1 protein-coding gene is annotated in these 409 nt (G+C 62.8%); it reads right to left on the reverse strand.

What is annotated here, in order from left to right; genetic code table 11:
• The coding region (locus tag EN906_RS37035) for a thiamine pyrophosphate-dependent enzyme (RefSeq protein WP_245484429.1) at positions 1–409 on the reverse strand (409 nt) is incomplete at both ends.

Consider the following 409-nt stretch of genomic DNA (forward strand, 5'->3'; position numbering starts at 1 on the left):
GTTCACGACGACATGCAGATAGGGCAATTTGTGCTGTGCGCCGACCGCCAGTTCCTCGATCATGAACTGGAAATCATAGTCGCCCGACAGCGCCACGATGGTGCGGTCGGGATCGGCGGCGCGCACGCCAAGGGCTGCCGGCAAGGTCCAGCCAAGCGGGCCGGCCTGGCCGCAATTGATCCAGTTGCGCGGCTTGTAGACATGCAGGAACTGCGCGCCGGCGATCTGCGACAGGCCGATCGTGGTGACATAGGTGACGTCGCGGCCGAACGCCTTGTTCATCTCCTCATAGACACGCTGCGGCTTCAGCGGCACCTGGTCGAAATGCGTCTTGCGCTTCATCGTCTTCTTGCGGGCCTGGCATTCCTTCGCCCAGCCGGACCAGTCGCGCAGTCTGCCTGATGTCTTC

Source organism: Mesorhizobium sp. M7A.F.Ca.CA.004.06.1.1 (assembly GCF_003999135.1).
Classification (GTDB): domain Bacteria; phylum Pseudomonadota; class Alphaproteobacteria; order Rhizobiales; family Rhizobiaceae; genus Mesorhizobium.